Here is a 25480-nt window from a genome sequence, read left to right on the forward strand (position 1 = left end):
CCGGAACCGGGCGCAAAGGCGCCCAGAGGGAATGCCATGACCGAACCGACCAGCGCACCGCGTTCATTTCAGGAGATCATCCTGCGGCTTCAGACCTATTGGGCTTCTAAAGGCTGTGCCATTCTACAGCCCTATGACATGGAAGTCGGGGCCGGAACGTTCCATCCCGCGACCACCCTGCGCGCGCTTGGCTCGAAAGCCTGGGCTGCGGCTTACGTTCAACCGTCACGCCGCCCGACGGATGGGCGTTATGGCGAGAACCCGAACCGGTTGCAGCACTACTATCAGTACCAGGTGCTGATCAAACCCAGCCCACCGGATTTGCAGGAGCTGTATCTGGGAAGCCTCGAGGCGATTGGCATCGACATGGACCTGCACGACATCCGTTTTGTCGAAGATGACTGGGAAAGCCCGACGCTCGGCGCGTGGGGTCTGGGTTGGGAAGTCTGGTGTGACGGAATGGAAGTCAGCCAGTTCACCTATTTCCAACAGGTTGGCGGCCATGACTGCGCGCCGGTATCAGGCGAGCTGACCTATGGGCTGGAGCGTCTGGCCATGTATGTGCTGGGCATTGATCACGTGATGGACATGCCGTTCAATGACCCCCAGTCGCCGAGTCCTTTGACTTACGGCGATATCTTCAAGCAGACCGAAGAGGAGTATGCCCGCTGGAACTTTGACGTGGCCAACACCGAGGTTCTGCTGCGCCACTTCGAAGAGGCCGAGGCCGAGTGCGCCGCCATTCTGAGCCAGGAGCATGTGGACCCGAAGACGGGCAAACGCATCATCATGGCGCACCCGGCCTATGATCAATGCATCAAGGCCAGTCACATCTTCAACCTGCTGGACGCGCGCGGCGTGATCTCGGTGACCGAACGGCAGGCCTATATCGGGCGCGTCCGGGCGTTGGCCAAACAATGTGCGGATGCGTTCGTGCAGACCGAGGCCGCCGGGTTTCAGGCCTGATGAGGCAATCAGGCCAGCCCGGGCAAAAGCGCCTTGAGCCCGTCTGCGATCATGCTGACGGCAATGGCGGCAAGGATCATACCCATGAAGCGGCTCATGATCACGCGCGCGTTGCTGGACAGGCGTTCAGCCAGCCAGGCGGCGTTCCAGAACGTGATCAGAAGCAGACCGACCACGACAAGAAATACTCCCATAAAAACAAAAGCCTCGACCGTGGTTTTAACCTGATGTGCGTACAGGATCAGGGTGGTTATCGTGCCGGGGCCCACAAGAATGGGAAAGGCCAGCGGGTAAAAGGCTACCGTATCGGTTTCGGGGTAAGCTTCCTTCTCTCCTTTTGTTCCATGATGAGAGGTGCTTTCGTTTCCGTTCAGCATGTTGAGGCCGATCATCATAACGACCAGGCCGCCGGCGACGCGCAGGTGATTGACGCTGATGCCAAAAAGGCCAAGCGCCTGACTTCCGACCAGCGCAAAGGCACCGCCAAGGATCAGGCAATAGATCACCGTCTTCACCGCAATCTTGCGCTGGTCGGCGGCAGGCAGGTCCTGAGTGACGCTCAGAAACACCGGCAGGTTGGAAACCGGGTTCATGATGGCAAACAATGCGCCGAAAAAACCGACAGCAAGCGTGGATTCCATGGTGTTGACCTCATTGATGCCTGTACCCGGACGAAACCTGTCCTATTTTACAAGAACTTGAAAGAGGCAGCCTGAAACATGACGGGAAAACTGCTGGCAATTGTTCTGTTGTTGTCGGCCTTGGTGGCCGGGGCCGGAATGTATTATTTGCAGATTTACGGTTTCTACTATGAGGTCGAACCGCAGCCCGGCCAGGACGTGGTCCTGATGACGGACCAAAGCGATGCGCCTGTCCCAATCACCTATTCGGACTTTCAGGCGATCGATGCAGACAGTTCTCCGATCCGCTACCGAGGCTGTTTTGAAACGGATCTGAAGCCGGATCAGATGGCCGAGTTTATTGCTGTTGAAAACCCCGAACCCTTGACCGCGCCTGGTTGGTTTGACTGTTACGACGCCGTTTTGCTGGGCGATGCGCTGAAATCGGGGCAGGCGCAGGCGTTTTTGAGTGAGAAGAACATCCATTTCGGCGTCGACCGGATCGTGGCGATTACAAGGGATGGCAAGGGATATGTCTGGCACGCGTTGAACAACTGCGGTGAAAAAGCCTATGACGGTACGGTGGTGGGTGAGGAGTGCCCGAAACGCCCTGAAAACTGAGGAAAACCATGGCTGACGCCGTTTTGATCCCGGACTTCATTACTGCAACTCTGGGGTTTGCGGTGTATTTGTTGGGCGCCCGGATCAACAGCAAAGTCGCAGTTCTGAGGCAGTTCAATATTCCTGAACCGGTCACGGGCGGCCTTTTGGCTTCGCTCGTGGTTTTGCTTCTGTATCTCTTTGCCAATGTAGAACTGTCATTCGAGTTGCAGACCCGGGACGCTCTGTTGGTTCTGTTCTTTGCCGGGATCGGACTGAACGCGCGGCTTTCTGACTTGATTGCCGGTGGTAAGCCTTTGTTGATCCTTCTGATTTTGACGCTTGTCACGATTGTTGCGCAGAACGTTATCGGCGCGGCAGGGGCTTCCTTGTTTGGCTATCCGGCGCAAGCTGGCGTTCTGTTCGGTTCGGCCGCGTTGATTGGTGGACACGGAACCGCAATCGCATGGGCACCCGAAGTTGCCAGCGCAACGGGTCTGGACGGTGCAACCGAACTTGGCGTTGCCGTGGCGACGCTCGGACTGGTGCTTGCTGCGCTGGTGGGGGGGCCCATCGCCCGTCTTCTGGTGGAAACACGAGGTCTGTCGCCGGACCGACCTGACGAAGAACATACGGTCGGACTGCCGGAAGAAACGACCGCGGCCACCGAAATTGACCATGTGACAATCATGCGCGTGCTGCTGCATCTGAACCTTGCGATTATTCTGGGCTATGCGCTGGGCGAGGCGATTTCGGCCGCTGGGCTGAAACTGCCGCTGTTTGTGCCCTGTCTGATCATGGGCATCGTGATTTCGAATGTCCGGGCGGCCATCGCTCCGTCCGCGCCGCCGGTTGCGCGTACACCGTCGCTGGCATTGCTGTCTGAATTTGCTCTTGGTGCCTTTCTGGCAATGTCACTGATGAGCTTGCAGTTGTGGACCATCGCGGAACTGGGTGTGGCAATTGCCGTGATCATGACGGCGCAAACGGTGTTTACGGTCGTCTTTGTGATTTGGGTACTGTTTCCCCTGATGGGCTCGAATTATCGCGGAGCGGTGCTGGCAGCGGGCTTCGGAGGCTTTGCCCTGGGCGCCACACCCACGGCGATTGCAAATATGACGGCAGTAACCAAGCGATATGGGCCGTCGCCTATTGCCTTTATCGTGCTGCCCCTTGTATCCGCCTTCTTTGTGGATATCGCCAATGCCATCGTCATTCAGACGATTGTGAACTTCTAAGGACCGACTATGCCCGACCTGCTGATCGAACTGTTTTCCGAAGAAATTCCTGCGCGGATGCAAACCCGTGCCGGTGAGGATCTGAAAAAGCGGATTACCGATGGTCTGGTCGAGGCCGGTTTGACCTATTCAAACGCGGCCGCACTGACCACACCGCGCCGCCTGACACTGGCGGTGGAAGGTCTGCTGGCGCAAAGCCCGACAATCCGGGAAGAGCGCAAAGGGCCCAAGGTCGGCGCGCCGGACAAGGCGATCGAAGGTTTCCTGCGCGGCGCGGGCCTGACCCGCGACCAACTGGAAGAGCGTGAGACACCCAAGGGCGCTGTCTATTTCGCCACCATCGAGAAACCGGGCCGCCCGGCCGCCGAGATCATTGCCGAAGTGCTGGAAGCCACCATTCGCAATTTCCCATGGCCCAAATCCATGCGTTGGGGCAGTGGCAGTCTGCGGTGGGTGCGTCCGTTGCATTCCATTCTGTGCATATTGTCGGATGAATCAGGGGCGCAGGTTGTTCCGATGCAGGTCGATGGCATTCGTTCCGGTGACACCACGGCCGGTCATCGTTTCATGGCCCCCAACCGGTTCTCGGTTACGTCTTTCGAGGACTATGCCGCCAAGCTGAAACGCGCATTCGTTTTGCTGTCACAGGATGAACGTGCCGAACACATCTGGAATGATGCGCAGAACATGGCTTTTGCCGCCGGTCTGGAAATCGTCGAAGACAAGGGACTGTTGGCCGAGGTTGCCGGGCTGGTGGAATGGCCTGTGGTGTTGATGGGGAAAATCGACGAGGAATTCCTCGAATTGCCGCCCGAGGTGTTGCAGACCTCGATGAAAGAGCATCAGAAGTTCTTTTCGGTGAAGAACCCCAAGACCGGCCGGATCGAGCGTTTCATCACCGTCGCCAATCGCGAAACCACCGATAACGGCGCGACCATTCTGGCCGGCAACCAAAAGGTGCTGTCGGCGCGTCTGGCCGATGCCAAGTTCTTTTGGGAGAACGACCTGCGTATTGCCAAATCGGACATCACCCAATGGACCCGCGCGCTGGAGAACGTGACCTTTCACAACAAGCTGGGCACTCAGGCCCAACGTATCGAGCGCATCGCCGCGCTGGCCCGCGAACTAGCCCCGGTGACGGGTGCCGACCCGGATCAGGCCGAGAAAGCCGCGCGTCTGGCCAAGGCCGATCTGAGTTCAGAGATGGTCTATGAATTCCCCGAACTTCAGGGGTTCATGGGGCGGTATTACATCGAAGCCGCCGGCGAGGATGCCGCGGTGGCTGCTGTTGCGCAGGAACACTACTCGCCGCTGGGGCCGTCGGATGATGTGCCGACCGCGCCACTGTCGGTTGCCGTGGCGCTGGCCGACAAGTTGGACACGTTGACCGGGTTCTGGGCCATTGATGAGAAACCGACCGGGTCAAAGGACCCGTATGCGCTGCGAAGGGCTGCGTTGGGGGTTATCCGGTTGGTTTTGGAGAATGGTGTGGTTGCACCGTTGTCCTCTATCATTGAGTTCTCTTATCTGACTACAGTTAGATCGATGGTTCGTTCTCAAAGGGCGGGGCTTCTTGACGGAGAACATGAAGGTGATGAAGTTTGGGGGTGGGGTGATGTAGTTTACCATCCTGATGGTGAAGAAGGTCGTCGGGAAGACGCTGAAATCGTGCGGAAATTCTATGCTGGTGAGGTGACGTTTACTTCGCTGAATTCCAAGGATTTTAGCCGAATTACACCTCATGCCGAACTGATTGCAGACCTCCTCTCCTTCTTCCACGACCGCCTCAAAGTCTTTCTGCGTGACGAGGGCATCCGCCACGACATCATCGATGCGTGCATCGCGATGGAGGGCAATGACGACCTCAGCTTGCTGGTCAAACGTGCCCGCGCGTTGAATGCCGTGATCGCGACCGAGGATGGCGAAAACCTCGTGCAGGGGTTCAAGCGGGCCAACAACATCCTGACCCAGGCCGAGGAGAAGGACGGCGTCGAATACTCCTACGGTGCGGATGTGAAATTTGCCGAGACAGACAGCGAAAAGGCGCTTTTCGCGGCTTTGGATGGGGCGCAGACGCAAATCGACGTGGCCCTGAAATCCGAAGACTTCCCAACTGCAATGGCGGCGATGGCCGGGCTGCGCGGGCCGGTGGATGCGTTCTTTGAGGACGTACAGGTCAACACCGACAATGACGTGATCCGTCGTAACCGGTTGAACCTGCTCAGTCAGATCAGGCAGGTTTGTTCCAGCGTGGCCGATCTGTCGCGGATCGAAGGTTAAAACCTCGGGCACGCAGTGATGCGTGCCCACAACGCCCTTGCACGAAGGGCGCAAGCGCTTATGCTGCACGCAAATCAAAAGGTGCTGCAGTGCAGAATAATCCGCATACCACGCTCATTACATCCGATGCTCCGGTCACGGCCCATACCCATGGCGGGCGGGCCAAGTGTCTGCAACGGCTGGTCCGACTGGACCTGCCGGTGCCCCGGACCGTCGCCTTGTCGTTTGATGCGGTCCATCAGATTGCGGAAGGAGATGTTCCGAACCTTGACGCGATCCTTGAGCAATTCGATCCCACGACCTTGCTGTGCGTCCGACCAAGTTCTGAAGATCCCGATTGGGGTGGGCCCGGTGCGGTTCTGAACATTGGCATGAATGATGCCCGCTATGTGGACCTGTCCGATACCATGGGGGCAGAGGCCGCTGCTGCGCTGTATCTCAGGTTCGTTCAAAGCTATGCGATCCACGTGGCGCGGCTGGACGCGGATGTGTTCGATGACATCGACATGGATGGCAGCGAAGGCCTGCGCCATTCCCTGCGCGCTTACGAAGATGAAACGGATGAAGCCTTCCCGCAGGACCGGGGTGAGCAGTTGATCGGGGTTTTACGCTCGATGGCCCGCGCATGGGACGGGACATCCGCCCGGCTGCTGCGGCAGGCCAAGGGTGCCCCGGCAGATGCCGGTCTTGGGCTTGTCATTCAAGAGATGATCCCGGGCGTCGGGCAGGGTGAATGCGGATCAGGCGTGCTTCAACTGGTCGACTCGACCACCGGAATGCCGCAGATCACGGGGCGCTACCTGAGCCAGAGCCAGGGCCGGGATGCGCTGGGCGAAGATGTGGCCGCGCTGTTTCTTGAAAAAGACCCGCGAGGACCGTCGCTTGAAGAAGTCGCACCCAAAGCCTTTGCCGAGTTGAAAGAACAAGCCGCGCTGATGCGCGAAAAACTGCGCGAAGAAATGCAGGTCGAGTTCGTCATTCAAAACGGCAAAGTGCACATTCTGGATGGCGTCCGGGTTCAGAGAACGTCGCGCGCGGCGATGCGGATCGCCGTTCGTCTAGCTGAAGACGGGATCATACCGCCGCAAGAGGCGGTGATGCGTGTGGACCCCCATGCGTTGAATGAACTATTGCACCGGCAAGTCCATCCGGAAGCGCGGCGTGATGTTCTGACAACGGCCATCGGCGCCAGCCCGGGCGCCTCAACCGGAAAGATCGTGTTTACATCCGCAGAAGCGCAGGCCAGTGCCGCGCGCGGAGAGGCCTGCGTTCTGGTCCGCCGCGAAACCTCGCCCGAGGATGTGCGCGGGATGCATGCCGCCGTGGCGGTTCTGACGGAAAAGGGCGGCATGACCAGCCACGCTGCCGTGATTGGTCGTGGACTTGGCCTGCCCTGTATCGTTGGTGCCTCAGACATGCGGTTCCAGACCAAAAAGAAGATGCTGACCGCACCCGATGGTCGTGTTTTCAAAACCGGCGATGTTCTAACCATCGATGGCAGTTCCGGTCAGGTGCTGGCAGGGCAGCCTGCCATGCTTGAGGCCGCGTTGGATGATTGTTTTCAGACATTGATGGCCTGGGCCGATGCCGAGCGTGATATTGACATCCGCGCCAATGCCGACACGCCGGCCGATGCGCAGACGGCGCGCAATTTTCAGGCTCAGGGGATCGGCCTGTGCCGGACGGAACATATGTTCTTTGAACCCGGTCGTCTGATCGTGATGCGCGAGATGATTTTTGCGCAAACGTCCTCGGGCAGGGCGGCTGTGCTGGAACGTTTGCTTCCGATGCAACGCGAAGACTTTGTTCAACTGTTCAGAATCATGGAAGGGCAGCCTGTCTGCATTCGCCTGTTCGACCCGCCCTTGCACGAGTTCCTGCCCACCACGCGCAGCGGTCAACGGGAATTGGCCGAGGCGCTGGATTTGCCGGTTTCCGATGTCGAACGCCGGGTCAATGCGATGACTGAATACAACCCGATGCTGGGTTTGCGCGGCGTTCGTCTGGGCGTAACGGTGCCGGAAATCTATGACATGCAAGCGCGCGCGATCTTTGAAGCCACGCTTGATGCCAGAAAGAACGGCGCCCCGGTCGTGCCCGAAGTGATGATCCCGCTGGTCTCTGCGAAACGAGAGGTCGAACTGGTCAAGTCCCGCATCGATTCGGTGGCGGCAGCGGTCGCGTCAGAACGAGGGCAGGAGTTTGAATATCGGCTGGGTGTGATGGTTGAAACCCCGCGTGCCTGTCTGCGCGCGGAAGAGATCGCCCCGCAGACCGCGTTCATGAGTTTCGGTACCAATGACCTGACGCAGATGACCTATGGTCTGTCCCGCGACGATGCCGGCCGGTTCATGTCCGCCTATGTTCGCCAGGGTGTCTTCGGCGAAGATCCGTTTCACGTTCTTGATCCGGATGGGGTCGGGGAATTGCTGAAGCTGGGAGCCGAGCGGGGACGAGCCGCGAAACCGGATGTAACCCTTTCGGTTTGCGGAGAGCACGGCGGAAACCCCGAATCAATCGCCATTTGCAGGGATTTGGGGTTCGACTATGTTTCGTGTTCGCCGTTCCGGGTTCCTGTCGCTCGGCTGGCTGCCGCTCAACTGGCGATTTCCTCCAGACTTGGGGGTTGACAGGGGCTGAAAACCCAAGGATTAGTGGGTTATCAGAACACTCGCAGGCGAAATTTATCTTCGCTGCGGGCAAGATTCCACTTGCATTTTCCGAAAGACTGGACCTTTGCGCTCGATTGCGTTAGATGCCTCGTCGCGCCCGCCGGGGGAGGGTATGGCGCGTGAAGTGCCTGTGCGAGGTTATCTGATGCTACGTTACATAATGGCTGTTGCCACAATGGCGGCAACCGTGCTGCCGAGTGCGTCCTTCGCCGAGAGGGAAGCAATTGATACTGCAAAGAAAGAACTTGTCGCCCGCAGCGAATTGCCGGCGCAAAGCTTTCGCGACTATTTCAAACTGTTCCAGCCGCGCAAGGCGGCCAAACCTGTTGAAGTAACATACTCCAAGGATTGGCTTGACCAACAGCCCAAGGCGACCGGTGACGAAAACTGGAAGTGCCTGTCCGAGGCGCTGTACTTCGAAGCGCGAGGCGAAAGCGTGCGTGGTCAGTTTGCGGTGGCCGAGGTCATTCTGAACCGGGTCAAAAGCAGCCGCTTTCCAAGCTCACTGTGTGGTGTGATCCGCCAGGGCACCGGCAAGAAATACCAGTGCCAGTTCACCTATACATGTGACGGTCGCAAAGAGGTCATCCACGAGAAGAAAGCCTATGAGCGCGTGTCCAAGGTCGCTCGGGCGGCCATTGATGGTATCGGCCATGAGCTGACCGAAGGGGCGACCCATTACCACACGACCGCGGTTCGGCCATCTTGGTCGCGGGTCTATAAACAGACTGCGCGGATCGGTGTGCACATTTTCTACCGCCACAACTATCGGACAGCGAGCAACTGATTGACGCACCCGCGCTGGAAGCTTGATGGCGCGTGGCAGGTCGCAGTCTATATTACGGGCCAGGAGGCCCGTAATGCTTTTCACCCGACGACACATTCTGAAAACAGCCGCCGCAGTCGCCATTTTGCCGGTCGCGGCCGAGGCTGGTTATCCGCCGCTCAAGGCGCGTCTGAGCCGACAGCGCGTTGCGCCCGATGGGTTTCCTGACACGACGGTCTGGAGTTACGGTGACACAGTCCCCGGTACGATCATAAAGGTCGATCAGGGCGCACGCGTTCAGCGCAAGCTGGTGAATGACCTTCCCCAACCCACATCGGTGCATTGGCACGGAATACGCATCGATAACGCCATGGATGGTGTGCCCGGCCTGACGCAGGATGTTGTCGAACCGGGCGGCACTTTTGACTATGATTTCGTTGTCCCGGATGCGGGCACCTATTGGTACCACGCGCACAACCAGTCGATGGAACAAGTTGCCCGCGGGCTTTACGGGCCGCTGATCGTTGCAGAGGCCACGGCACCGGATGTCGATCAGGATCTGGTGCTGATGTTGGATGATTGGCGGTTGAACCCTGAGACCGCGCAGATAACGGATGATTTCGACAATGGCCATGATCTGAGCCATGCAGGTCGGATTGGGAACATCCTGACCGTCAACGGATCATTCGATCCCGCGTTTGCGGTACGCAGAAACGAGCGACTGCGACTGCGATTGGTCAACGCCTCCAATGCCCGGATATTTGATCTGGATCTTGATGGTCTTTCGGGGTGGATCGTCGCCTTGGATGGAATGCCCCTGGAAACACCACTGCGGCTGTCGGGCTCTTTCCCGCTGGCACCTGCGCAGCGTGCGGATCTGATTGTGGATGTCGTCACCGAGGGCGAAACGGCAAGCCTGGTCAGCGTCGAAAGAGATGGTTCCTTTGGGCTGGCACGGTTCGAGGTCGGTGGAAACGCTGCCGGGGCGCACAGACAGGGCGTGTCAGCATTGCCGCCTAACCCTTTGCCTAAGATCGGGATTCTTCAACATGCCAGAACGCACCAGATGGTTCTGCAAGGTGGTGCAATGCGCTGGCTGGAAAGCGCCCGGCTGGGTGATACGGAACTGTCGGGCCGCGAGCTGGCGCAATTGGGCAAATTCTGGGCGCTGAACGGTTACGCCGAGCGCCCCGAAGATCCGTTTCTGGATGCGGCCGTCGGTAGTTTGCACAGGATCGAGTTCGTGAATGAAACCGCATTTCCGCACGCAATGCATCTGCACGGGCATCACTTCCGGCTGATCATGGACGATGGCTCTCTGGGCCCCTGGCGTGATACCGTTCTGGTCGGGCGGGGACAGACACGCCAAATCGCACTGATCGCGGACAATCCGGGGAACTGGTTGCTGCATTGCCATATGCTGGGGCACGCCGCGTCCGGGATGATGAGCTGGTTTCGGGTCTCGTGACGCCGCATTCGGCGGTTGGAATGGCGCTTGTTTGAATGCTATAGGCCCTCGCAACGCCTATAGTGGGCAAACTATGCAACGAGCCCGAAAAGGCCTGACCCATGAGTTCTGAAATCCGTCTGGCATTCGCACACCCGTCCGAACGGTCCGAGGCGACGTCTCCTCGGGGGCCGTTGGATCGTATCTCGTTGCGCGACCATATCGTCGAAGTCGAAATCGGTGCCTTCCAGGCCGAGCGGGGAACAACCCAGCGGATCTGCTTCAACATCGTGGTCGAAGTCCGACCTCTGACGGACCCGATTGATGATGATGTGGATCGCATCCTGTCATATGACCGCGTAACGGAATCCATCGCCTATGAGCTGGCGGCCGAGCGCCTGAACCTGCTTGAGACATTGGCCGAACGCGTTGCGGAACGCATCCTGCTTGAACCTCAGGCTGTAAGAGTCTTTGTTCGCATCGAAAAACTGGATCGGGGCCCGGGTGCGTTGGGGGTTGAGATCGTGCGCGGAAAAGACTCGGTCCATCATGAGGTGGCCGAAGAAGAACGCCCGCATCCCCGCCTTGTCTTCCTGTCGAATGACGCCATCGCCTCGGAAAACCTGAAGGGTTGGATCGATCAGTTGGAGAACCGCCAGCGCCCGCTGATCCTGTGTGTCGGGGCGTCCGACCTGGCCGCTCCGCAAACGGGTCATGCGATGACGCAACGCCGAATTGACCTGTTGGCAATTGAACAGAATGCCTGGGTTCTGGCGGCACGGGACCATCGCTGTGTGGTGGTCTCAACGCGGACCGAATTGGATTGGGCGATGAAGAATGGCCAGATCTGTGTCTGGGCGCCATCCAAGATCGTACTGGATGCCGTTGACGGCCCCTCTGCCGCCCCGTCGGATGCCGTGGCGCTGGCTGCATGGTTCGCGGCGACCTTTGAAGCGAGCGAAATGATGGTGATCGGCGGCGCATTGCCGACGGAACCCAAAACACCCTTGCGCGCTGTTGCGGTGGATCAGGCCCAGCTGTGAGAACCTATTTCAGACCACTGGTCCAGCATGGAGCGACCCGTCCCACAGGCGCTGTGCCGCTGGCGGGCCAACCCCTTTGGTTCACTCATGTCGAGGCCCTGCGGCGCGGGTCCGAACCCGAAATCGTCGCGGCCTCGGACGTTCCGTCAGATTACCTGAGCCGTTTGAGCCAACTGCGGGCTGACGTGACGGGCCTTGATATGCAGGTGCCTCATATCATGGGGATTCTGAATGCCACGCCGGACAGTTTCTCGGATGGCGGTGTTCACAGCTCGGTGGACGCTGCTCGCGTGGCTGCGGTGAATATGGTGGCGCAGGGTGCCACGATTCTGGATATCGGCGGAGAGTCCACCCGCCCGGGTGCGGATTTTGTCTCGGCCGAGGAAGAAATCGCCCGAACCCGCCCGTTGATCGAAGCGATCCGGTCGGAAACAGGCGCTTTGATTTCCATCGATACACGCAAGGCAGATGTCGCCAAGGCCGCCTGCGATGCCGGGGCAGGGTTGGTCAACGATGTCTCGGGCTTCACCTTCGATCCCGGATTGGCGCCGTTCTGTGCCGCGCAGGGTGTGCCTGTCTGTGTCATGCACATGCAGGGTGATCCGGCGACGATGCAGATCAATCCTCGATACGACAATGTATTGCTGGATGTTTACGATTTTCTCGAAGGCCAGATCGCGTTGCTGGAACGTCTTGGCCTGAGCCGCGATCAGGTCGTTGTGGATCCTGGGATCGGGTTTGGGAAGACCGAGGATCACAACCTGACCCTTTTGCGCAATCTCAGCCTGTTCCACGGCTTGGGCTGCCCGATCCTGTTGGGCGTGTCGCGCAAGGGCTTTATTGGCGCCATCGGAAAAGAGCCTTGCAAGACTGCCCGCGCGCCGGGATCAATTGCGGTGGCTCTGGCAGGATTGTCTCAGGGCGTGCAGATCATCCGCGTTCATGACGTGGCCGAGACCTCTCAGGCCTTGCGCCTATGGGCTGCTGTCCGGTAATCCGGTCGCACGGCAAATCACGGAGTGACACCTATGCGCAAGCTGTTCGGAACCGACGGGGTGCGGGGCACCGCCAACACGCATCCGATGACGGCAGAGATGGCGTTGCGTATCGGGGCCGCTGTCGGGCGGTATTTCCGACGGGACGCGACAGGGGTGCACCGGGTTGTCATCGGCAAGGATACGCGTTTGTCCGGCTATATGCTGGAAAACGCGCTGACGGCCGGTTTGACGTCCACTGGAATGAACGTGCTGCTGCTGGGGCCCGTTCCGACGCCCGCCGTTGGCCTCATGACGCGGTCCATGAGGGCTGATCTGGGCGTCATGATCTCGGCCAGCCACAACCCTGCCGAAGACAACGGAATCAAGTTCTTTGGGCCGGACGGCTATAAACTGTCCGATCAGGCCGAGGTCGAGATCGAAAGGCTGATCGACGAAGGCGTCAGACCCGCCCAGGCGCAGAATATCGGCCGGGCGCGCCGGGTTGACGACGCACGGTTTCGCTATGGCGAACGTGTGAAGTCGTCGTTGCCGCGGAACGTCAGTCTGGATGGTTTGAAGGTGGTGATCGATTGTGCGAACGGCGCAGCCCACCGCACCGCGCCAGAGGTTCTGTGGGAGCTGGGCGCAGAAGTGATCCCCGTGGGAATCGCGCCCAACGGCAAGAACATCAATCTCAACTGCGGATCGACCAAGCCACAACTGGCCGCAGAAACCGTTGTCGCGCATGGCGCCGACGTGGGCATATGTCTGGACGGCGACGCGGACAGGGTGGTTGTGGTCGACGAAACCGGCCAGGTGGCTGACGGCGATCAGCTTATGGCTTTGCTGGCGACGGCATGGAAGAAATCGGGCCAGTTGAAGGGCGACGCCCTGGTCGCGACCGTCATGTCCAACCTGGGTCTGGAACGCCACCTAACAGCGCAGGGTTTGCGTCTGGAGCGAACGGCCGTCGGCGATCGCTACGTGGTCGAACGGATGCGTGAAGGTGGGTTCAACCTTGGCGGGGAACAGTCCGGCCATATCGTGATGAGCGATTATGCCACCACCGGTGACGGGTTGATGGCAGGCCTGCATTTCCTGGCGGAAATGGTTCTGTCGGGGCGCAAGGCGTCGGATCTGTCCAAACAGTTCGAAACTGTGCCGCAGTTGCTGAAGAATGTACGTTATTCCAGCGATCAAACCCCGTTGGAGGTTCAAAGTGTACAGGCGGCCATTGCCGATGCCGAGGCACGGCTGAACGGGCAGGGCCGGTTGTTGATCCGCAAATCCGGGACCGAACCGTTGATCCGCGTGATGGCTGAATGCGAAGATGATGGGTTGCTGACCCAAGTTGTCGACAGCATCGTGGCAGAGGTCGAAGCCGCCACAAGCTAATTCCCGAACAAAACCTTTCGCAGGCCGAACCACTGGCTGATGGCCATGCCGGTCAGGATCAGGGCCAGAGCGATGAAAAAGCGCAGGGGCAGGGCCTCGGACAGGATCCATGCGCCGAACACCATCGACCAGATCGGCACCTGGTAATTCACCAATGTCAGGAAAACCGACCCGGCGCTGCGGGTGATCGAAACGCGCAAAAGGGTGGCAAACGCGGTTGGCAGCAAACCCAGAACGATCAGGGCGATTGTCGGGCGTGGGCCTTGCCAGGTCGGCAGCCCCTCGGTGAGCAGCATTATGGGCAGAAGAAGCACGGCGCCGACAACCAGTGTCAGGGCAGCCAGCACCAAAGGGTCAACCGGCGGGCAGCGTCGCGTCAGCACGGATGAACTTGCGTAACACAGCGCTGCCGTGATGCAGGCCAGTTGCGCGACGGGTTCTGCCCCCTGGCCCAATTGTGCAAGGCCGGGTCCGATCAAAACCAGGGCCCCGGAAAAGCCAAGGCACACCCCCAGAAACCGGCGCAGGTTCAGTGGTTCATCCGAGAAGAAATGCGCTAGCGGCAGCACCATCAGCGGGATGGCAGCCATGGACAGCCCCGCAAAGGCAGATGGCACAAATTGCTGCCCCCAGCTCAGCAACATGAATGGCACGGCAGTGGACAGCACGCCAATAAGGACAATCGAAACACTCAGCGCCGGCGTCAGAACCGGCAGCTTGCGACCGGTCGCCCTCATCATCAGCAACAGGGTAACTGCGCCCAGCGTAGTTCGTGAGGTGGCAACGGTGATTGGGCCATACCCTTCAAGTGCCATGGCAACGACCATGAAGGTCGCGCCCCAGATCAGGCCAAGCGTGAAGACGCCGCTCCAGTCCTGTTTTGTCGGCTGTTGAACCATTGATTGTCCTGTCGGAACGCGCGGGTGCGCCAGAAATTAACCCTGACCGGCTGTTTATGTGCCTTGCCGAACCTTTGTTCAAACGAAAAGGGCGGCCACGCGGGCCGCCCTGTGACAGGCTTCCGCTCTTCTTAGTTCTTTTCTTTGTCGACCATCTTTCCGGCCGAGATCCACGGCATCATGCCGCGCAGCTTGGCGCCGGTTTCTTCGATCATGTGCTCGTCATTGGCACGGCGCGCCGCTTTGATGGTCGGCTGGCCAACGGCGTTTTCCAGCATAAAGTCACGAACGAATTTACCCTGCTGGATGTCGTTCAGAACCTCTTTCATGCGTGCTTTGGTCTCGTCGTATTTCAGGATACGCGGCCCGGTGACGTACTGGCCGTATTCGGCGGTGTTCGAGATCGAATAATCCATGTTGGCGATGCCGCCTTCATAGATCAGGTCAACGATCAGCTTCACTTCGTGCAGACACTCGAAATAGGCCATTTCAGGGGCGTAACCGGCTTCGACCAGAGTTTCAAAGCCGCAGCGGATCAGTTCGACCAGACCGCCGCACAGAACCGCCTGTTCGCCGAACAGGTCGGTTTCACATTCTTCCCGGAAGTTAGTTTCGATGATGCCCGAGCGGCCGCCACCGATGGCCGAGCAGTAGGACAGGCCGATTTCCAGCGCCTTGCCGGTTGCATCGTTGTGGACAGCGACCAGGCAGGGCACGCCGCCGCCTTTGGTGTATTCGCCGCGTACGGTGTGGCCGGGGCCCTTGGGGGCCATCATGATGACGTCGACGCCTTCTTTCGGCTCGATCAGGCCGAAATGGACGTTCAGGCCGTGGGCGAATGCAATCGCGGCACCCGGCTTGATGTTGTCGTGGACGTATTTTTTGTAGGTTTCGGCCTGAAGCTCGTCGGGCATGGTGAACATGATCACGTCACACCAGGCGGCCGCCTCGGCGATGCCCATGACTTCCAGGCCCTCGGCTTCGGCTTTCTTGGCCGAAGGCGAACCTTCGCGCAGCGCGATGACCAGGTTCTTCGCGCCTGAATCGCGCAGGTTCAGCGCGTGCGCGTGACCTTGCGAGCCATAGCCCAGGATGGCCACTTTCTTGTCTTTGATCAGGTTGATATCGCAATCGCGATCGTAATAGACGCGCATTTCGCCGGTCCTTTCTGGTTTGATTGTGGCGGTTGTATCTGCCTGTTCGCGCAATGGCGATAGGGCTGGGCTTGAGTATTTGCGAAAAAGATGAAGAATAATTCGCGCTAATCGGAGAATGTGAAAAAATCATGCTTGATGATATTGATCGGCGTATTCTGCGCCACTTTCAAGCAGACCCGAGCCTGACAACAGCGGAACTGGCCGATCTTTGCCGGATCAGCGCGGGCGTCTGCTGGCGACGAATCGAGAAGATGCACGCCGCAGGGATCATCGAAGGGCAGGAGGCCGTGATAGACTGGGCCGCGATGGGATATGCCGTCGAGGTTTCGCTTCGGATCACGCTCGACAAGACGCAGGCCCGAGCTTTCGACGATTTCACGCAGGCGGCGCGTGACGTGGCAGAGGTGATCGAAATCCAGACCTTTCTGGGTCGTGTCGATGTTCGTCTTTCCGTCATTGCAAGAGACATGAAGCACTATCAGCAGCTTTATCGCGACCGGATTCTGACCCTGCCGCATATTGCTGATATCGAAGCCCTTATGCACATCGCGCGGGTCAAGCGGGACGAGGTGCTGCCGGTATGATCGAGCTGGATGAGATTGATCGCCGTCTTCTTCGCGCGCTGCAACAGGATGCCACGCAAAGTGCCGGAGCATTGGGGCGCAGGTTCGGGTTATCCCAACCCGCCACCTGGCGTCGCATTCGCCGGCTGGAAGAGGCAGGAATAATCAAGGGCCGTCGGCTGCGTCTGAATGCCGAGGCGCTGGGATTCGGTGTGACAGTCTTTCTGGGCATCAAGCTGGGGCGCAAGGGCCAAGTCAGTCTTGAAGATTTTGAGCGCGCTGTCAGTGGCGTTCCCGAGGTGCAGACCGTCGAGCATGTGCTGGGGCTGTATGATTATCGACTGCGTGTCGTGGCCCGGGACCTGGCCGATTTCGAACGTGTTTTGCGGCGCCGGATCATGACTCTGCCAGGTGCAGGCGACGTCGAGGCCAACGTTCTGCTGAGCGAAGAACGTCTGCCCGGTCCCATCGGCTGAACAGAGTCAGTACTTGGTGCGGATGCAATAGCCCGGATGATGCGTCATACGCGCAAAGGTAAGCGGCCTGTCTTCTTTCCAGGTGGTGCGCTCCATTTGAATCATGGATGTTCCCGCCGTGGTGCCCATGAATTCTGCCAGTCGCGCATCTGCGGAAATGGCACAGAAAGCGACCTCGGCATCGGTGAAAGGTGCGGCCGTCAACAGCCATTCATGTGGCCCCTGTTCGAACAAGTCCGCGTCCTCCACATCAGGTACGGCCTCGATGTTGATCCATCGTTCTTCCATCTGGAAGGGCCGATTGTCCGCATAGTGCATACAGATTACATGTAGAACACGCGCATCCGGTGCCACGTTGATCTGCGAGGAAAGCCATCCTGGGCTGGTGACGACATTCCTTTCAACAAGCGCATAACGATAGTTTGCATTCTGGCTTTCGACCACTTGCCGCGCCAGTGACAATTCGAGTTTGGCGTGTTTGCTGGGCTCTTTCTTGACACGTGTGCCGCTCTTGCGTTTGCGCTCGACAAAGCCCTGGTCGGCCAGTTCTCTCAAGGCTCTGTTCACAGTGGCCCGGGCGCAATTGAACTCCTCTGCCAGCTGGGTCTCCGTCGGCAAAAGCGATCCTTGTGGCCAGACACGGCTTTCAATGCGTCGTTTTACTTCGTCTCGAACGAACTGGAAGCTGATCCGCTTTTGTATCGTCACGGGTGAATCTATCCCTTCAAGTATAAAGTGTGCGCATCTGTTCAGAAGCAAGTAGAAGTGTAAAGGGGAAGTGACACTGGTTGGCGTCATTTTCGTGCTTTCACGAATTTAAGCGAAAAAAATTAAGTGTTTGTTAAGCTTTACGTTGGGTCAAATTTTGCCGCGAAAGGGCTTTACCCGAACTGACAAAGCGGACAAGACTTCGAAAACGCTTTGGAAAGGATGCGCGATGCCAGGCTTGCTGGAAACCGTTGACCCGAACGGGCTCGAAGAATTCTCGGTCGTATTTACCGACCGCTCGCTGAACCATATGTCGCAGAAGTTTCAGCAGGTGATGCGCGACATTTCGGATATGTTGAAGGGCGTGTACAACGCAGATGGCGTCGCCGTTATTCCCGGCGGTGGAACCTATGCCATGGAAGCGGTCGCCCGACAGTTCGCGCGCGGCGCAGATGTGCTGGTGGTTCGCAATGGATGGTTCTCGTACCGGTGGAGCCAGATCATTGAAAGCGGGTCTCTGAACAACTCGACCACGGTCATGAAGGCGCGCGAGACCGGCAATTCCAGCCCATCGCCTTTTGCGCCTGCTCCGATCGAAGAGGTCGTCGCCGCGATTCGCGAACAAAAGCCCGGTGTTGTTTTTGCTCCGCATGTTGAAACGTCGGCGGGGGTTATTCTGTCGGATGACTATGTGACCGCGCTGGCAAGCGCGGCGCATGAGGCGGGTGCGTTGATGGTGTTGGATTGCATTGCGTCGGGTTGCGCCTGGGTGGACATGAAAGCCACCGGTGTCGATGTTCTGATCTCGGCGCCGCAGAAAGGGTGGAGCGCCTCGCCATGTGCCGGTCTGGTCATGTTGTCTGAACGCGGAGAGGCACGTCTGGAGCAGACCAGTTCCGACAGTTTCGCCCTTGATCTGAAGAAATGGCGGCAGATCATGCAAGCCTATGAAAACGGCGGCCACGCCTACCACGCCACGATGCCGACCGATGCGTTGCTGGCCTTCCGCGACACCATGGCAGAGACTCGTGAATACGGGTTCGAAAAGTTGCGTGCGGCGCAGTGGGCGCTGGGTGACGGTGTGCGATCGATGCTCAAGGACAAGGGTGTCGTTTCGGTTGCGGCCGACGGTTTCGGCGCGCCCGGAGTTGTGGTCAGCTACACCTCGGATCCCGAAATCCAGAACGGCAAGAAATTTGCGGCACTTGGCATGCAGATTGCCGCGGGTGTTCCGTTGCAATGTGATGAGCCCGAAGGGTTCAGCACGTTCCGGTTGGGTCTGTTCGGGCTTGACAAGCTGTACGACGTGGACGGCACCATCGCGCGTTTGAAACGGGTGCTGGATCAGGTTCTGTAAGCGGACCGGGCCTTAGCGAACGCCAAGGCCCATCTGCATCAAAGTCTTGCGCACTGGTGGCAGGGAATAGAGCGCGCTCAGCCCCATCGCCCGTGCATCTCGCAGCGGCCGCGTCTCAATCATCGAGGCGCGGTTCAGCAGATCAATGCCTTTGACGCGCATCTCGATCTCGGTGTGACGGGCCTTGTGATAGGCACCCAGCATCTGCTCGTCTCCCAGACCTTCGGGCCGGGCCTGTGCCAAATCCAGCAGGCAACGCAGGTCGCCCAGAGACATGTTCAATCCTTGTGCCCCGATGGGAGGCACCACATGCGCCGCCTCGGCCATCAGCGCGATGCGTTCACCCGCCAGCCGTTCCGCCGATTGGCTGATGATGGGCCAGATCGTTCTGCGGGATGCCAGTTTCAGCGGGCCGAACAACCCGCAGGACCGAGAGGTCATGGCGGCCTCGAATGCCTCGGGTTCCAGGTTCAGGAGTTCAACGGCCTTCGGTCCGCGTTCCATCCAGACGATGGCGGACGAGGGCTGCCCGTTCCAGTCCGGCAGAGGCACCAGCGTGAACGGCCCCCCGGATCTGTGAATTTCGGTCGAAACATTCTCGTGTGGAATGGGGTGCGTCACCGCAAATGCCAGCGCCTTCTGCCCATATCGTGTTGTGTGCACCTTGATGCCGGCTGCTTCGCGCATTGGCGAGTTGCGACCATCGGCAGCAAGCACAAGCTTGCACCGGACGCGGCTGCCATCACTCAGGCTCACGCGGGCCTCGGCGGTTCGGGTAAACAGGCTGGTGGTCGCGGTGCCGGGACGGAAATCGACATTTGGCAACTCGGCCAGTCGTGCCACCATTTCACGGCGCAACAGCCAGTTGGGCAGGTTCCAGCCGAAAGGTTGTTCGGAGATGTCGGCCGCGTTGAAGTCGCGGACGACGCGTGGCTCGGGCAAGTCGCCCCCGGCGTCAACGATCCGCATGACTTGCAACGGAGCCGCCTGTGCATCCAGTCTTGCCCACAGACCGCATTGTTCCAGCAGGCCGCGCGCAGGCTGCAAGAAAGCCGTCGTACGCAGGTCTGACCCGTCCACGTCCCGCTCGGTGATTGGAGGGCTCGGATCAACGCAGATCACTTCAAAACCTGCCGTTCCGAATACCGCCGCAGCGGTCATACCGGCGATCCCGCCACCGGAAATCAGGATGTCACAGCTGTCGGACATGGCGCCTCTCATCATTCTGGGCAGAACCTAGTTCGGATCTGCCCCGAGTGCCAAGCGACATCCTGTCCCGTATTTCAGCCCCGTGAAATCAGGATGAGGATAAGAAACATCAGCGGCACCATCATAAGGGCAGGGATGTAGAGGCCGGGAAGGCCGAACAACATTATGGAACAGCCCCACATGCTGAAAATCGCAGCGGCGGTGTAATACAAGTCTTCTGCCTTGGCGTTGACAGCGTCGCGCGCCAGCCATCCAAAGACGGGAATTGCGAAGAAAAGGCGCTGCCAGATCGGCAGGCGCAGCGGCATCTCAATCACGCTCATCGGGGTCTCCATCTGTTCGTCGCTGCAGCGCATATAAGGACGCAGATGGGTGTGCAGAACGTGCAGATCGTCGCACTGTGACAGCCTATCGCAGGCGCGCCAGAAACGCGGTCAGATCGTCCGTGTGATGGTGGATGTGATCGGCTTCATGCGGGTCGGGAGAAACATGAACCGTGCGCATTCCCATCTCGTGTGGGGCCGCGAGATTGCGTGGTTCATCTTCGAATATGGCCGCTATTTCGGTCTGAAGGCCGTCCTTTTCAAAAACCGCTTCGAACGCGGCTTTTTCGGGTTTTGGTCGGTACCCTGCATGTTCAACACCGTATATCGCGTCGAACAGGCCTGTCAGACCGAGTGCCTCAAGGACCCGTTCCGCATAGGGCGCGCTGCCGTTGGTGTAGACGATCCGCCGGCCGGGAAGGGCGCGGATATGATCGGCCAGTTCCGCATCCGGGTCCATGTGGCTCATGTCAACCTGATGTACCGCGTGCAGGTAGGGGTCGGGGTCCAGATCATGTTCGGCCATCAACCCGGCCAGCGTGGTCCCGTATTCCCGCCAGTAATGCGCGCGCAGCCGGTCGGCCTCGGCCCGGTCAACACCGATGGCTTGCACCACATAATCCGTCATCAGAACTTCTATCTGATCGAACAGCCGCATATGCGGTGGGTATAGGGTGTTGTCCAGATCGAACACCCATTGTGTGACATGACTAAACGAAGGTTTGACCATGGCTTGGGTTTAGGGCGCAGTCGGTCGGTTTTCAATGCTGTACTTGATCGCCGCCCCCTGTCACGGCTAGACATGTCCGAACGAGGAGACAAACGATCCCATGAGCCAGACCCGATCCCCGACCAAGGACGCCTACGGCCTTATCCTGGAAGCCATCGATGTGGGCGTCTATAAGCCCGGTGATCGGTTGGTCGAAAGCGAACTGGCAGAGCGTTTCGGAGTGTCACGCACCCCGATCCGCGAAGCGTTGCAACGGTTGGAAACCCAGTCTTTGCTGGAACGGGACGGGCGGTCGTTGATCGTCGCATCCCTGGATCACAACCAGATGGCCGAGCTTTACATCGTGCGCCGGGAACTTGAGGGGCTGGCTGCGCGCCTTGCCGCAAAACACGCCACCGAAGAAGAAATCAAGGTTCTTCAGGACATGGTCGTCGAAGATGACAAGCTGATCGATGACCCAACGGCCTTGTCGCGCGCCAACCGACGGTTTCACGAACAGATTCATCTGGCGTCACACAACCGCTATCTGGTTCAGCAGCTTGATCTGGTTCACCGGACGATGGCCCTGATGGCGACCACTTCGCTGGCAGTTCAGGGGCGTGGTGAGATTGCGCAAAGTGAGCATAAGGGAATCGTCGATGCCATCGCAGCCCGAGACGAGGAGGCTGCAGGGCAGGCGTTGAAGGAACATATTTCGGTCGCCTTCATGACACGTCTGAAACAGGATGCCAGTCGTCGCGACAAATGAACGTTAGGTCAGCGGAACGTCTTCGCTGGCCTGCCCGTGTTGGGTTTTGTCCCAAAAAAACGGATTTGTCGCCAGTTCCCACAGGGCTTTGTAGCCGGCAACCACCCCCAGAGGGAAATACAAACACATCGTCGGGACCCACGGCAGCAAAAACCGCCGTTCACGCGCGGATACAGCGATGATCCCGACGCATATGTTCAGAGCCTCGGTTGCCAGAAACAGCCAGATCAGCGCCGTCGTGATCTGCTGCGGCAGGATCTGCTCCATCGGATTGGGTATGCCCAGGGCGTATAACCAGAAAATCCATAGAACAGGGGCCAGCAGGAACTGACCCAGAGTGCCCAGAAAAAATGCCTGTAGGCCGATAAACTTGGCCGCACCCAAATCAGCATACAGTTTCCGCGGGTCCCGCATGTGCACAAGATAGGTGACCATGAACCCCTTGAGCCAGCGTGAGCGTTGCTTCACCCACGGCCAGGCACGGAAATTCGCCTCTTCGAAGGTGGCGGTGTCCACCATCTCGGTCCGGTAACCCGCCCGGCAAAGCCGCACGCCCAAATCCGCATCTTCGGTGACATTGTGAGCGTCCCAGCCGCCCAGTTCCAAGAGCTTTTCGCGGCGGAAAAAGAACGTCGTTCCCCCAAGCGGGACGACCAGCCCCATACGTGCGATGCCCGGCAGGATCACGCGAAACCAGCTGTTGTATTCGATGGTGAAACAGCGCGACCGCCAGTTCGTGCGGGGGTTGTAGTAATCCAAAACACCTTGCAGGCAAACCACCTCGGGCGAAGCTTGGGTGAAATGCGCAACCACACGTTCAATCTGATCCGGCTGTGGTGCGTCTTCGGCATCCCAAACGCCAACGATGTCACCGTGGCAAAAGTCCAGCGCGTAATTCATGGCGCGCGGTTTGGTGGTCAACCCGTTCAGTTCGGGGACTTCAACAACACGCATCCAACTGGGCAGAGCCACTCGAGCAAGGGCGTCGCGCGTCACGTCATCCGTCGCCTCAAGCACGAGAATGACGTCCAGCAGCGCTTTGGGATAGGTCAGCCTTTGAAGCCGTTGCACCAGAGCACTCGCGATTTCTCGCTCCTTGTACAACGGCACCATGATGGACACGCAGGGGTGACGCAGCGCGATCGCCGCCTCTGTTGGCTCGGTCGGCTTTTTCATGCGGTCGCTGAGGCAGGCCAGGGCGCCCATTATCCGAAAGGCTGCAAAAAGAACCAAACTGCCTACGGCCGCGCCCAACAAAACCATCAATCCAATCGAGGGGAACAGGGCAGAAAGACACAGCACACCCAGCGTTGCCGCAGATGATACGAGCCGGGACCCGGCGGTCCAGTTGCGACAGCTTTGTTCCGCGTTCACACGGGTTTCGGCCGCTTTTGCGAGTGTCCGCGAGAAGTGCTGTGCAATGACCCGGTCGATCTGATGAGAATCCGCAAGAACCGGCAGGATGGAATAGTCGCAATCCTGCATCTCGGCTGCCACGGTTGCAAAACGATCGGGCCGGGCAGTGGCGACCAAAAGCAACGGGCCGATGCGCATCCAAGGGATAACATTGTGCTCAAGCCAGAAGTCCACCGGCTTCAGGTCACACAATCCGGGCATCGGTGGAATTTGTTCGAGGTCCGCGATCTGCCACCCGAACTGCATGGACAGAGCTTTCAGAACGTCCTGCCTGGTGGCATACCCCTCGCCAACCAGAATCTCGCCAAGCGGCGCTTTCTGCCTGGTCTGCAGGCTCAGCGCATGGTCCAGTTGCGAGCGCGTGATGACCTCGGTTTCCAGCAGGCATGTGCCCAGCGGTTTGCGAAATCCGGGCGCCGGGATCGGGGACGCGTTTGTAAAATCCTGAAGGTTAAGTTCAACCATTAAAAAACCCTGGCACAGTTACCTGCGCTCAGGGTTGATCAAACAAGGTTAATGTGCCGTTAACTCTGGTAACTTAAGGGTTTATGCCTGCTCTTTTTTCTTTTCCATCGCATCGGCGAAACGTTCGAACAGGTAAAAACTGTCCTGGGGGCCGGGCGAAGCTTCGGGGTGGTATTGCACCGAGTATACAGGTCTGTCAGTCATGCGGATCCCGCAGTTCGAGCCGTCAAACAGCGATCTGTGGGTCTCAACCACGCCTTCTGGCAAAGACTGCGCGTCCACAGCAAAACCGTGATTCATCGACGTGATTTCGACCTTGCCGGTTTCCAGATCCTTGACCGGGTGGTTCGCGCCGTGGTGGCCGTGGTTCATCTTGACTGTCTGACCGCCTAACGCCAGCGCCAGCATCTGGTGGCCAAGGCAGATACCAAAGACGGGCAGATCGGTTGTGTCCAGAATTTCCTTGATCATCGGCACAGCATAGGCACCCGTTGCGGCCGGGTCGCCGGGACCGTTCGACAGGAAAACGCCATCCGGCTGATGTGCCAGCACTTCGGCAGCGGTTGCCGTTGCTGGCAGCACGGTTACATCACATCCAGCCGAGGCGAGACAGCGCAGAATATTGCGCTTTGCTCCATAGTCGACAGCCACGACTTTGTGGGCGGGGGCCTCTTGCCGCTTGTACCCTTCCGGCCACGCCCAGCGCATTTCATCCCAGCGGTAGCTTTGGGCACAGGTGACATCCTTGGCCAAGTCCATCCCCTCCAGCCCGGCAAAGCCGCGGGCCGCAGCAACCAGTGCTTCGATGTCGAAATCGCCCTCGGGATCATGAGCCAGCGCCACATGCGGCGCGCCCTGCTGACGAATGGCGCGGGTCAGACGGCGGGTATCGACGCCGCCGATCGCGATGCGACCACGGCGGGCAAGCCAGCCCTTGAGTTCTTCGACCGAGCGCCAGTTGGACGGCTGGGTCGGATCCCATTTGACGACCATGCCAGCGGCAACCGGATCAGCGGTTTCGTCATCTTCGGGGTTCACGCCGACATTGCCGATATGGGGGAAGGTAAAGGTGACGATCTGCCCGGCATAGGATGGATCGGTCATGATTTCCTGATATCCGGTCATCGCTGTGTTGAAGCAGAGTTCTGCCACGGTCTGTCCGGTTGCACCGAAACCGATGCCGTAAAACAGCGTTCCGTCGGCCAATGCCAGACATGCGGTGGGCTTGGACGGGGCGTTCTGGGCCATGGCGCGACTCTCCTGCAAGGTAAACCGGCGCATACCTAAGGGGGTTAAGCGCTTGGGTCAAGTCTGTTCAATTTTTGGGCTATCGTTATTTTTCAATGGGTTAAGCTTGTTCGCCCCTGGTTGTAACGCGCTTTTTGTTTAGATATGTTCGGGGTTCCGTTGTCATGGGGATGGACA

At 58.9% G+C, this 25480-nt stretch carries 23 protein-coding genes; 14 read left to right on the plus strand and 9 right to left on the minus strand.

Annotation, left to right across the window (positions count from 1 at the left end):
- The first annotated feature begins 36 nt into the window (after positions 1–36).
- On the plus strand, positions 37–966 hold the full coding sequence (locus GS620_RS01125; protein ID WP_152457612.1) for a glycine--tRNA ligase subunit alpha: 930 nt from the start codon (positions 37–39) through the stop codon (positions 964–966).
- 8 nt (positions 967–974) lie between these two features.
- On the opposite strand, the gene GS620_RS01130 is transcribed toward GS620_RS01125, so the two are convergent.
- Positions 975–1607: a MarC family protein gene (locus tag GS620_RS01130; RefSeq protein WP_171206867.1), complete on the minus strand. Its 633-nt coding sequence runs from the start codon at positions 1605–1607 to the stop codon at positions 975–977.
- A gap of 78 nt (positions 1608–1685) precedes the next feature.
- Here GS620_RS01130 and GS620_RS01135 point away from each other — a divergent pair, with 78 nt between their 5' ends.
- The 9 genes from GS620_RS01135 to glmM all read left to right on the plus strand — a co-directional run bounded on the left by GS620_RS01135 (position 1686) and on the right by glmM (position 14004).
- On the plus strand, positions 1686–2207 hold the full coding sequence (locus tag GS620_RS01135) for a DUF6446 family protein (RefSeq protein ID WP_171206866.1): 522 nt from the start codon (positions 1686–1688) through the stop codon (positions 2205–2207).
- Positions 2208–2215: 8 nt separating this feature from the next.
- Positions 2216–3424: a sodium/glutamate symporter gene (gene gltS, locus GS620_RS01140; protein ID WP_171613661.1), complete on the plus strand. Its 1209-nt coding sequence runs from the start codon at positions 2216–2218 to the stop codon at positions 3422–3424.
- 9 nt (positions 3425–3433) lie between these two features.
- Positions 3434–5704, plus strand: a complete 2271-nt coding sequence (glyS, locus tag GS620_RS01145) for a glycine--tRNA ligase subunit beta (protein WP_171613663.1) — start codon at positions 3434–3436, stop codon at positions 5702–5704.
- An 89-nt stretch (positions 5705–5793) separates the two neighbouring features.
- Entirely contained in the window at positions 5794–8334 is a 2541-nt protein-coding gene (locus GS620_RS01150; protein ID WP_152457617.1) for a putative PEP-binding protein, read from the plus strand.
- A gap of 187 nt (positions 8335–8521) precedes the next feature.
- Positions 8522–9163, plus strand: coding sequence for a cell wall hydrolase (locus GS620_RS01155; protein WP_152457618.1), 642 nt, complete (start codon positions 8522–8524; stop codon positions 9161–9163).
- A gap of 73 nt (positions 9164–9236) precedes the next feature.
- Complete coding sequence (locus GS620_RS01160; protein ID WP_171613665.1) at positions 9237–10610, plus strand: multicopper oxidase family protein; 1374 nt, start codon at positions 9237–9239, stop codon at positions 10608–10610.
- 101 nt (positions 10611–10711) lie between these two features.
- Entirely contained in the window at positions 10712–11632 is a 921-nt protein-coding gene (locus GS620_RS01165; RefSeq protein WP_152457620.1) for a dihydroneopterin aldolase, read from the plus strand.
- The gene (gene folP / locus GS620_RS01170) at positions 11629–12627 is read left to right on the plus strand and encodes a dihydropteroate synthase (RefSeq protein ID WP_171613667.1); all 999 of its coding nucleotides are present in this window, start codon (positions 11629–11631) and stop codon (positions 12625–12627) included. Before GS620_RS01165 ends, folP begins: the two co-directional genes overlap by 4 nt.
- A gap of 33 nt (positions 12628–12660) precedes the next feature.
- Positions 12661–14004, plus strand: coding sequence for a phosphoglucosamine mutase (glmM, locus tag GS620_RS01175; RefSeq protein ID WP_171228515.1), 1344 nt, complete (start codon positions 12661–12663; stop codon positions 14002–14004).
- Here glmM and GS620_RS01180 read toward each other — a convergent pair.
- Positions 14001–14903, minus strand: a complete 903-nt coding sequence (locus GS620_RS01180) for a DMT family transporter (RefSeq protein WP_171170634.1) — start codon at positions 14901–14903, stop codon at positions 14001–14003. The genes glmM and GS620_RS01180 overlap by 4 nt on opposite strands.
- A gap of 131 nt (positions 14904–15034) precedes the next feature.
- Positions 15035–16057 carry a ketol-acid reductoisomerase gene (gene ilvC, locus GS620_RS01185; RefSeq protein ID WP_171170636.1) on the minus strand — a complete coding sequence of 341 codons (1023 nt, stop codon included), beginning with the start codon at positions 16055–16057 and terminating at the stop codon, positions 15035–15037.
- A gap of 131 nt (positions 16058–16188) precedes the next feature.
- Between ilvC and GS620_RS01190 the strand changes: the two genes are divergently transcribed.
- Both GS620_RS01190 and GS620_RS01195 read left to right on the plus strand, forming a co-directional pair.
- Positions 16189–16644 carry an Lrp/AsnC family transcriptional regulator gene (locus tag GS620_RS01190; protein WP_171170638.1) on the plus strand — a complete coding sequence of 152 codons (456 nt, stop codon included), beginning with the start codon at positions 16189–16191 and terminating at the stop codon, positions 16642–16644.
- Entirely contained in the window at positions 16641–17099 is a 459-nt protein-coding gene (locus GS620_RS01195; RefSeq protein WP_171613669.1) for an Lrp/AsnC family transcriptional regulator, read from the plus strand. Before GS620_RS01190 ends, GS620_RS01195 begins: the two co-directional genes overlap by 4 nt.
- Before the next feature lie 6 nt (positions 17100–17105).
- Here GS620_RS01195 and GS620_RS01200 read toward each other — a convergent pair whose 3' ends face one another.
- Positions 17106–17807, minus strand: a complete 702-nt coding sequence (locus tag GS620_RS01200) for a GntR family transcriptional regulator (RefSeq protein ID WP_254705361.1) — start codon at positions 17805–17807, stop codon at positions 17106–17108.
- Between the two features lie 229 nt (positions 17808–18036).
- Between GS620_RS01200 and GS620_RS01205 the strand changes: the two genes are divergently transcribed.
- Complete coding sequence (locus GS620_RS01205; RefSeq protein ID WP_171613671.1) at positions 18037–19164, plus strand: aminotransferase class V-fold PLP-dependent enzyme; 1128 nt, start codon at positions 18037–18039, stop codon at positions 19162–19164.
- A 12-nt stretch (positions 19165–19176) separates the two neighbouring features.
- Here the strand turns inward: GS620_RS01205 and GS620_RS01210 are convergent, their stop codons facing one another.
- The 3 genes from GS620_RS01210 to GS620_RS01220 form a co-directional block, all read right to left on the minus strand.
- The gene (locus GS620_RS01210; RefSeq protein ID WP_171119593.1) at positions 19177–20373 is read right to left on the minus strand and encodes a UbiH/UbiF family hydroxylase; all 1197 of its coding nucleotides are present in this window, start codon (positions 20371–20373) and stop codon (positions 19177–19179) included.
- 74 nt (positions 20374–20447) lie between these two features.
- On the minus strand, positions 20448–20696 hold the full coding sequence (locus GS620_RS01215) for a hypothetical protein (protein ID WP_171119594.1): 249 nt from the start codon (positions 20694–20696) through the stop codon (positions 20448–20450).
- A gap of 85 nt (positions 20697–20781) precedes the next feature.
- A complete protein-coding gene (locus GS620_RS01220; protein ID WP_171613673.1) occupies positions 20782–21426 on the minus strand; it encodes a pyrimidine 5'-nucleotidase in 645 nt (214 codons plus the stop codon).
- A gap of 100 nt (positions 21427–21526) precedes the next feature.
- Between GS620_RS01220 and GS620_RS01225 the strand changes: the two genes are divergently transcribed.
- Positions 21527–22174 carry a GntR family transcriptional regulator gene (locus tag GS620_RS01225; protein WP_171613675.1) on the plus strand — a complete coding sequence of 216 codons (648 nt, stop codon included), beginning with the start codon at positions 21527–21529 and terminating at the stop codon, positions 22172–22174.
- A 3-nt stretch (positions 22175–22177) separates the two neighbouring features.
- On the opposite strand, the gene GS620_RS01230 is transcribed toward GS620_RS01225, so the two are convergent.
- On the minus strand, positions 22178–24055 hold the full coding sequence (locus GS620_RS01230; RefSeq protein ID WP_171613677.1) for a glycosyltransferase: 1878 nt from the start codon (positions 24053–24055) through the stop codon (positions 22178–22180).
- 81 nt (positions 24056–24136) lie between these two features.
- Positions 24137–25303: a glutamine-hydrolyzing carbamoyl-phosphate synthase small subunit gene (carA, locus tag GS620_RS01235; RefSeq protein ID WP_171170651.1), complete on the minus strand. Its 1167-nt coding sequence runs from the start codon at positions 25301–25303 to the stop codon at positions 24137–24139.
- Positions 25304–25480: the final 177 nt, after the last annotated feature.

The organism is Ruegeria sp. HKCCD6428, from assembly GCF_013110595.1.
In the GTDB taxonomy this organism is placed as follows: Bacteria; Pseudomonadota; Alphaproteobacteria; order Rhodobacterales; family Rhodobacteraceae; genus Ruegeria.

Bases quoted from the DNA above. Each gene is read 5' to 3' on its own strand.
- GS620_RS01125 (WP_152457612.1), top strand. From the start codon at position 37: ATGACCGAACCGACCAGCGCACCGCGTTCATTTCAGGAGATCATCCTG.
- GS620_RS01130 (WP_171206867.1), bottom strand. From the start codon at position 1,607: ATGGAATCCACGCTTGCTGTCGGTTTTTTCGGCGCATTGTTTGCCATC.
- GS620_RS01135 (WP_171206866.1), top strand. From the start codon at position 1,686: ATGACGGGAAAACTGCTGGCAATTGTTCTGTTGTTGTCGGCCTTGGTG.
- gltS (WP_171613661.1), top strand. From the start codon at position 2,216: ATGGCTGACGCCGTTTTGATCCCGGACTTCATTACTGCAACTCTGGGG.
- glyS (WP_171613663.1), top strand. From the start codon at position 3,434: ATGCCCGACCTGCTGATCGAACTGTTTTCCGAAGAAATTCCTGCGCGG.
- GS620_RS01155 (WP_152457618.1), top strand. From the start codon at position 8,522: ATGCTACGTTACATAATGGCTGTTGCCACAATGGCGGCAACCGTGCTG.
- GS620_RS01160 (WP_171613665.1), top strand. From the start codon at position 9,237: ATGCTTTTCACCCGACGACACATTCTGAAAACAGCCGCCGCAGTCGCC.
- GS620_RS01165 (WP_152457620.1), top strand. From the start codon at position 10,712: ATGAGTTCTGAAATCCGTCTGGCATTCGCACACCCGTCCGAACGGTCC.
- glmM (WP_171228515.1), top strand. From the start codon at position 12,661: ATGCGCAAGCTGTTCGGAACCGACGGGGTGCGGGGCACCGCCAACACG.
- GS620_RS01180 (WP_171170634.1), bottom strand. From the start codon at position 14,903: ATGGTTCAACAGCCGACAAAACAGGACTGGAGCGGCGTCTTCACGCTT.
- ilvC (WP_171170636.1), bottom strand. From the start codon at position 16,057: ATGCGCGTCTATTACGATCGCGATTGCGATATCAACCTGATCAAAGAC.
- GS620_RS01190 (WP_171170638.1), top strand. From the start codon at position 16,189: ATGCTTGATGATATTGATCGGCGTATTCTGCGCCACTTTCAAGCAGAC.
- GS620_RS01195 (WP_171613669.1), top strand. From the start codon at position 16,641: ATGATCGAGCTGGATGAGATTGATCGCCGTCTTCTTCGCGCGCTGCAA.
- GS620_RS01205 (WP_171613671.1), top strand. From the start codon at position 18,037: ATGCCAGGCTTGCTGGAAACCGTTGACCCGAACGGGCTCGAAGAATTC.
- GS620_RS01210 (WP_171119593.1), bottom strand. From the start codon at position 20,373: ATGTCCGACAGCTGTGACATCCTGATTTCCGGTGGCGGGATCGCCGGT.
- GS620_RS01215 (WP_171119594.1), bottom strand. From the start codon at position 20,696: ATGAGCGTGATTGAGATGCCGCTGCGCCTGCCGATCTGGCAGCGCCTT.
- GS620_RS01220 (WP_171613673.1), bottom strand. From the start codon at position 21,426: ATGGTCAAACCTTCGTTTAGTCATGTCACACAATGGGTGTTCGATCTG.
- GS620_RS01225 (WP_171613675.1), top strand. From the start codon at position 21,527: ATGAGCCAGACCCGATCCCCGACCAAGGACGCCTACGGCCTTATCCTG.
- GS620_RS01230 (WP_171613677.1), bottom strand. From the start codon at position 24,055: ATGGTTGAACTTAACCTTCAGGATTTTACAAACGCGTCCCCGATCCCG.
- carA (WP_171170651.1), bottom strand. From the start codon at position 25,303: ATGGCCCAGAACGCCCCGTCCAAGCCCACCGCATGTCTGGCATTGGCC.